Annotated in this window: 7 protein-coding genes; 2 read left to right on the forward strand and 5 right to left on the reverse strand. The window is 38.8% G+C overall.

Translation table 11 applies throughout. The features are described 5' to 3' along the window. The coding region (locus AACT19_RS21080; RefSeq protein WP_207551973.1) for a hypothetical protein at nucleotides 1–216 on the forward strand (216 nt) is incomplete at its 5' end. A gap of 11 nt (nucleotides 217–227) precedes the next feature. On the opposite strand, the gene AACT19_RS21085 is transcribed toward AACT19_RS21080, so the two are convergent. Both AACT19_RS21085 and AACT19_RS21090 read right to left on the reverse strand, forming a co-directional pair. After that, a complete protein-coding gene (locus AACT19_RS21085; protein ID WP_076648644.1) occupies nucleotides 228–1,292 on the reverse strand; it encodes a TlpA family protein disulfide reductase in 1,065 nt (354 codons plus the stop codon). Between the two features lie 106 nt (nucleotides 1,293–1,398). After that, nucleotides 1,399–2,001 carry an FMN-dependent NADH-azoreductase gene (locus tag AACT19_RS21090; protein WP_076648646.1) on the reverse strand — a complete coding sequence of 201 codons (603 nt, stop codon included), beginning with the start codon at nucleotides 1,999–2,001 and terminating at the stop codon, nucleotides 1,399–1,401. Nucleotides 2,002–2,153: 152 nt separating this feature from the next. Between AACT19_RS21090 and pdxR the strand changes: the two genes are divergently transcribed. Beyond that, nucleotides 2,154–3,530, forward strand: coding sequence for a MocR-like pyridoxine biosynthesis transcription factor PdxR (gene pdxR / locus AACT19_RS21095; protein ID WP_076648648.1), 1,377 nt, complete (start codon nucleotides 2,154–2,156; stop codon nucleotides 3,528–3,530). A gap of 229 nt (nucleotides 3,531–3,759) precedes the next feature. Here the strand turns inward: pdxR and AACT19_RS21100 are convergent, their stop codons facing one another. The 3 genes from AACT19_RS21100 to AACT19_RS21110 form a co-directional block, all read right to left on the reverse strand. Further along, nucleotides 3,760–4,116 (reverse strand): DUF6404 family protein, encoded by a 357-nt coding sequence (locus AACT19_RS21100; RefSeq protein WP_016767840.1) that lies wholly within the window; start codon nucleotides 4,114–4,116, stop codon nucleotides 3,760–3,762. A gap of 741 nt (nucleotides 4,117–4,857) precedes the next feature. After that, nucleotides 4,858–5,517, reverse strand: a complete 660-nt coding sequence (locus AACT19_RS21105; protein WP_076648650.1) for a hypothetical protein — start codon at nucleotides 5,515–5,517, stop codon at nucleotides 4,858–4,860. Nucleotides 5,518–5,618: 101 nt separating this feature from the next. Next, nucleotides 5,619–6,461, reverse strand: coding sequence for a hypothetical protein (locus AACT19_RS21110; RefSeq protein WP_076648652.1), 843 nt, complete (start codon nucleotides 6,459–6,461; stop codon nucleotides 5,619–5,621). Nucleotides 6,462–7,070: the final 609 nt, after the last annotated feature.

The following is a 7,070-nucleotide window of genomic DNA, read 5'->3' on the forward strand; positions in this document are numbered from 1 at the left end:
AATTACGCAACAAAGCCCATTACATGTGATGAACATGCTAAAAGAACCAACAAAAGTGTTTTCTTTAAAAAAGTGCTCGGTTTACATGAATCGACCGAGTTAAAACAAGCTGTCCATTCTTTCAATGAACGTAGTAAAGATGATGTCATTGCGCGCCTATTTTTAAATAGCATTACATGGTTAAAAGCGATGCTAGTCAAAGCCATCGTTTATTGACAAGCTGCCAGTTATTTAAATGATGAAATAGTTTCTAGTGCCTGATTAAAGTCATCATCTTGAATGGAGGACTTCACGGCCACTTTACCATCTGGTTCGATTAAGGTGATGGTTGGAACTTGGTTCACGCCAAACTGTTTGAATAACGAACCATCTTGGTCAAACACGATCGGTAGCGTGGTGCCATAACTTTTACGGTAATCATTAAGATCATTCACTGAAGACCATAAGTTCGTCGATACTGTCACCCATTGTACTTCTGATAATTTTGATTTTTTCTCTAATAATTCACGCACTTGAGTACACGCTTTAGACGTCGTTGGTTCGGTTTCTTCTAAGTACCATTCACACCAAGGGCCGAAGAAAACCACGCCGACTTTTTTGCTAGTTGTGGTATTAAATTTCACATCAATATTGGTGTTATCAATGGTGGTGAACGTCATGTCTGACACTTTATCACCGACTTGATAGCCTGAATTATCATCAACGAAGGTTGGATTTTTCACCGCTTTTTGACTTGCTTTTTCTGCTACCACTTTATCTAACGCTTGGTGGAATTCTTTGTCATCAACATGACCAAAATAAGCGAACTTGCCGTTTTTATCTATCAACAAATGTTGAGGTGTAACACGCAAATGGAAAGCACGTGCTAATTCACCATTATCAATGGTAATTGGCATGGTTAAGCCCATTTTTTTACGAAACGCCGTTACCGATTTTACATTATCGCTGATACCAGTATTAACCGCGATTACTTGAACTTGGTCGCCATATTTCTTGTAAATCTCTTCAAATCCAGGCATTTGTTCACGACAAGGAACACACCATGTTGCCCAGAACTTAATGTATACCGGTTTCTTACCATACACTTCCGCTAAATCGATCACTTTGCCATCAATCGTTTTTACTGTCATTTGAGGAGCGGCTGTACCAACCAAGCCTTCACCCGCTGATTTTGCTCTACGTTCACCATCAGCAGAGTAATCATCGGTTGCATGAGCCAGCTGCATAAAAGCAAGTGAGCATACCAATGTTATTAATGGTGTTTTCATCCAATGAAACAATCGTATTGACATAACATTATCCTATTTATATTGAAAATTTAGAAAATTTCTGACTTCTCGTGTTTGTACTGCTTTGCGCTAGATACAAGAATAAAAACCAGAAAAAATTAAAGAAGCATCAAACATTCAAACTTAAATGTTCACATACTTGTTTTTGAATTTTTTGTATTTGTTGCTCGACAACCTGTTGATCACCTGCCGTTCCTTCGATAGAAAAGAAGTGCAACTTAGTTAATCCTATTGTCGAAAGGATCTCTTTCATATATGGCGTGAAAAAATCTGGTTGGTAAGCCTGTTCACCAGAAAATACCCCTCCTGATGAAATCAATATATAAACCGGTTTATCTTCTAATAATGGCTGCTTTCCGGTGCTTGTGATTTCAAAGGTTTTCCCCGCACGAACCACATGGTCTAGCCAACATTTCAGGCTAGAAGGTAAAGTATAGTTATGCATTGGAGATGTAATGATCACTAGATCTGCTTTCTCAAGAGAAGCAATGAGCTCATCTGACAAGTCTAGACTGGCTGATTGAGTCTGTGAGCTTGCTGCACCACATAAAACTTGCACATAACGTTGATCAATATGAGGCAATTTTGTTGCGTCGAGAGTATCAATTTTAACCTCAGAACTATCCGCTAAAGTGTTCACCATAGCTTGGGCAATAAGCTGCGTAGATGCTTGATTTTTCTGTGGGCTCGCGTTAACCAAAAGTACGTTCATATTTTTCTCAAATGCTTATTATCGAGATCATTAACCAATTTAGATTCACAACTAAGGTGGGTATAATACTGTCCAATATGGAGTACAATAAGTGCCATAAATTAACTATTTTTATAGACCATGTTTTAAATCCATAACAGGCGGAAATGTTGATGACTAAAGTATTAGCTTACAAACAAGTTTACCAACGAATTCATGACGCTATTTTACAAGGTACATTGAAGCCTGGTGAACGGATTCCTTCTGCTCGAACATTAGCAAAAGAGATGGGCGTATCAAGAGGAACGGTCGAGGAAGGGTATGCTCGGTTAAAAGCAGAAGGCTATATCGAATCAAAAGGGCAAGCAGGAACACTCGTAAGTGATAAGTTGCATACTCAACCGCGAATACTAAAAAAACAATCTGCCTCACGCCAACCCGGATTTCAACCAGAAATAAAATTATCCCAAATTTTACCATTCCAATTAGGCATTCCAGCTTTGGATGAATTTCCAAAACAAGTCTGGGCTCGAATGACCGCAAGGTGCACGAGAAATATGACAACTGATGATCTCGCTTACCCATCAGTTTATGGTAACCCACAACTTAGAATTGCTATCGCTCAATATTTACAGTTATCACGTGGTATTCAATGTGAGCCCTCACAAGTGTTTATTACTTCAGGATATGTAAATTCCATTAATTGGATTTGCCATGTGTTATTAAAAAAACACGCTTCGGTAGCCATGGAAGATCCCGGTTATCCTCTGACGCGTCAACTGCTGTTGAACAACAGTTTAACCCCACTCCCAATGCCGATTGATGAAGACGGCATTATCTTTGACCCCAAATCAAAAGCTGATGTAGTTGTGGTGACTCCCGCTCATCAAAGCCCAACTTGTGTATCCCTTTCTTTAGAACGTAGGCAAGCGTTACTCAATTGGGCGGAAAGCAATAAACGCTGGATCATTGAAGATGACTATGATGGTGAATATAGACATACAGGGCTCCCTTTACCGGCCTTAAAGAGCATCGATACACAAGATAGAGTGATTTATTCTGGAACATTCAGTAAGGTTATGTTCCCAAGTTTACGCATGGCGTACATTGTCGTACCACAAAGCCAAGTAGCTGCCTTTGAACAATCATCAGAATTTTTTGCAGGGAATGTATCAGCGCTAACTCAAGCCTCGGTACTCTCCTTCATACAAGAAGGCCACCTCTCACGTCATATTCAACGCATGAGAAAACTCTATAAAGAACGCCGCGATATGATGACAGCGGTATTTCAAGACGTTTTAGGCCCCGCAATCACCATCAACTCACAACCCGGTGGAATGAATTTGATTGTGAGACTCAACAATAGATCCATTAATGATCTCACATTAGCTAACCAAATGATTGAGTCTGGTTTATTTGCCCACGGATTATCGCAATGGGCTTCATCGCCGTGCGAACCAGGAATCATTTTAAGTTTCACTAATGTCCGAGATAAATCTGAATGCTATGAACTAGCTTCTCGTTTCAAAGCGGTGTTAATGGGCTTATAAAAATGGTTTGGGACAAAAGCTTGCCAGTGCCTGTGCTAATTTAGAAAACTATGAATAATCAAAGGTATTGCAAAGTTGTTGGGAAGAGCTAGTGCGATTTTACTCATCGCACTAGCAAGAAGGTTGGATTAGTTTAGGTGCGGATTAAGTGCCGTTACGTTAAATCGACCACTTATACACAACGAAATCTATATTCTATGCTTGTCTTTTAAACGCTTGTTATGGCGCGTTACTGGTAGTTTTGCTTACACCAATTCCCCCAATTTGTTTCACCCAAGAGCTTTCGTGCCTTAATGGTGCGAAACACGTTAATAAGTCCCATACAAATACCAAATAGGGATGATGCGATAAGATAGGTTATCCAATGGTCAGGCTCTGAATGCCAAAATAATATCCACATTAGCGCCCCCCACAACCCTCCCATGAACAAACTATTTGTTATTAGTATTCTTATAGGAGACTGAAAAACTAGTGGTTTTTGGGACGGGTCTTTGTATTTAGACCAAATAAAAGTTGTTGGCTTGGTTAAATCTGCTGGTACACCCTTTTCAATGAGGTGCTTTTGAATGAATTTCGCCTTTTCCATCTTAGCCTCTATGCCATGTAGCCAACTTCAAGTCTAAGTCCATATCACGACTTATCGAGAATAGTGATTAAAGTTCTGCGACTAACTTCAAAGTCTGGCTTGCGCCATAATTTTTCTCTCTAGAATCCTCATGAATCTAACCATACTCCGTTTTATGCAAAACGAGCAGTGACATGATGACCATAAAATTGGTGTTCATTATTCCTATTATGTAAACTCCGTGAGTTTGTGCTCAGAAACAGCCCTTAAAGCAAGTCAAACGCTCTTAGCGAAGATTTTAGACGGTTAATCAAGGCGATATGATTCTATGCCATCTTATAAGTTTATAACGACTTCAGAGCGACTTACAGAGCAAAAACCAGCGAGTTCATTTAAGTCAAGAACTGCACTCGGCCCCCCATTTTTTCGTACTTTGTGAGTTTTGGGTGTCAGATTAGTTATACTTGGTCAAAATTCACCCAGCTGAGAGCGTGGGTGTTTTGGCGAAACCAATAATGGGGCAGATCTGAGCTAGCTGGCACTTTTTGAGAAAAGTGCCACGAGTAAAACTTCAGGTCTATGAAGCCTCTGGACAGAAGTATTTTAGCGACCTTGCTAATTTAGCCATTTATAAATTAATTCAAGTGTGGAAAATACCCTGATAGGTAGCACCCACGACCACTTTCTCTAGAACAAACACCATGGTCACTAAACTCAACCAAATCGAAAGTACAGCGCGTTGAAAATCATTCTTTAGGGCTTTCAGGGCTGCGCCTTGTCTTTCCAAAACTCATATTGCATTGCACTATCATCTATCCCGCTCCCCGTAATTTGTTGTAAGGCTAGATGCATTGCATAGTTGAATTTATCAAGTGAGCTACAAACTTGAGGGCTCATATAAGCGATGATTTTATTTTTTTGTACTGAATAGTGACTAGATTCATAGTGCTTAATCTTTGAGTGATTTTCTATATCTTTTAAGCAAGCCCTTACGCCACACCACATTGAATACAGCTTATGATGATTTTGATTGAGACTAAAAATTAAGCTCAAATTCATTGAACTTATATCGTCAACGTTTTTGTCATTTAGAACATTAAGCAGAATCTGGCGTAAGGTTAAGTCATCCTCAATCTTTTTATCTAGCTCCATATTCAACTGGTTTAGATAATCGCTTAGCTCTTTCTCTTGCAAGCTGACCATATGTTGGCGATGTTGTAGAACCTGAAGGTATATTTGCACACACAAAACTGTCAACGTTAGTAACGCCAAAATTGGAGTATAAATACCGCCAATATAGCCGCCTAAGTATGACCACTCTGATGGTGATTGCCAAAAACCAATTCCAAATTGATAGATGTACGCCACCATTGGAAGCACAAGAATCACTGAGACAATGATTAACAACGATTTTTGATTCATTCGATACTCCATGATTAACACTAATGTCGGACTTGGCAGCAAGTTTAGAGTGCAGCTGAAAGTTTTTCCGGAAGCAGCGCTTTGTTAAATGTTTGTATGCGTTACTTCCTTGCTCTCAAAAGCGTACGTGTTTCTTTGAGTGCAGCCTGAAGTATTCTTGTGGTTTCAGCTGACTTTTGAGCTTCCATTTTACTTACTTCTAAATCAATGGTTGTTTCACCTTTTTTAAGCACAAAATTGCGTTCTGTCGCTAACAAGCTTTCAACCACTGTCGCTTTTAAAGCATTATCGTCACCATGTACTGCTATATTCAATGCGGTCAACTTACTCTCTATGTTAGTAAGTTCGTTCTGGAAGTACTTCATATCGTTAAGGTTTGCACGGTACAAACGAAGAAAAAAGTATGAAAATACTTCAATAAACAGAACAACTGAAAGTCTTGGTATGTAGTATAAAATGTAATCCGTTAATATATTGCCAGTCATGGAATTGTCTGCATCATATACAAAGCCACCAACGACTAACATGTATGCGAGTACGCTAATTCCTAAAACTGTCGTCACACTACCAATGAACAAATTAACATTTGCTCGGCTAGATAACGTTCGAATTTCACTTTCTACACGCGCTCTAAACTGATAGCTTGCTTTCTGTGTCTGCTCGAAAGCGTCATATGAATTAACTTCAGCTTTAAAACTACTAATTAAATCTGATGTCAGTTTCTCGCTTACATCTGATTTAACTTCGTTTAGTACGTTTTTATAATCTTCTGCTGAAATACTTTCTTCATTTGTTCTGCTTTTTTCTTTAGCAATTTCAATCTCAAGTTGAGCTAGCTTTCGTTGCATAATTCGATTGGCAGATAGAGACGATGTTGAGTTTTTTACGAACAACTCGTCAAAAACAACTAATGCAACACCTAAAGCTGTTAGTACAATACCCATTATTTGATGAAATTGAGAAATTTCACGAATTGAGCCTAGACCGAAAAGTCAAAACGTAGATACTAATATCAACATCGTACCAACGAGAATCATGGGACGTGAAGCTAACGTTCGATTGACGTTACCACTAATTGATGAACTGACATTTCCTTGTACATGTTGAACCTGAACTGTACTTTCACTTGTTTTTTCTGTCATTTATATTTCTCACTCTATTCATTGCTCCATAAGCATATAACATTTTATTATCGTGCCAGCACGAATTGATGTATTCAGCATATCTCAAGCACCATATCTAACCAACTGAAAATTATGATATAATTCAGTTATGGTCTAATTTCCAGTTGAAAAACGTCAAGCACCACATTGCTCCCGATTCAAAGCACGTAGTCAATCAAAAACTTTCCTTTTGTTATCTATTACTCAATAGCTTAGAAATAGTTGAACAACATATTCGTGCTTAAGTGTGATTGAAGGTCAGTCTGTTGTAGATTAGAAAGTTTAGCTACATTGTTGGATCTCTAGACGTGAGGAAAAGTAAGGCAAGTTGCAGGGTTTGAAACTGAGTTCAATCCCTCTCTGGCTCACTTTGGGGCATTTCTGAGTTAT

The sequence above is a fragment of the Vibrio sp. 10N.222.47.A9 genome, assembly GCF_963872585.1.
GTDB classification, from domain to species: domain Bacteria; phylum Pseudomonadota; class Gammaproteobacteria; order Enterobacterales; family Vibrionaceae; genus Vibrio; species Vibrio splendidus.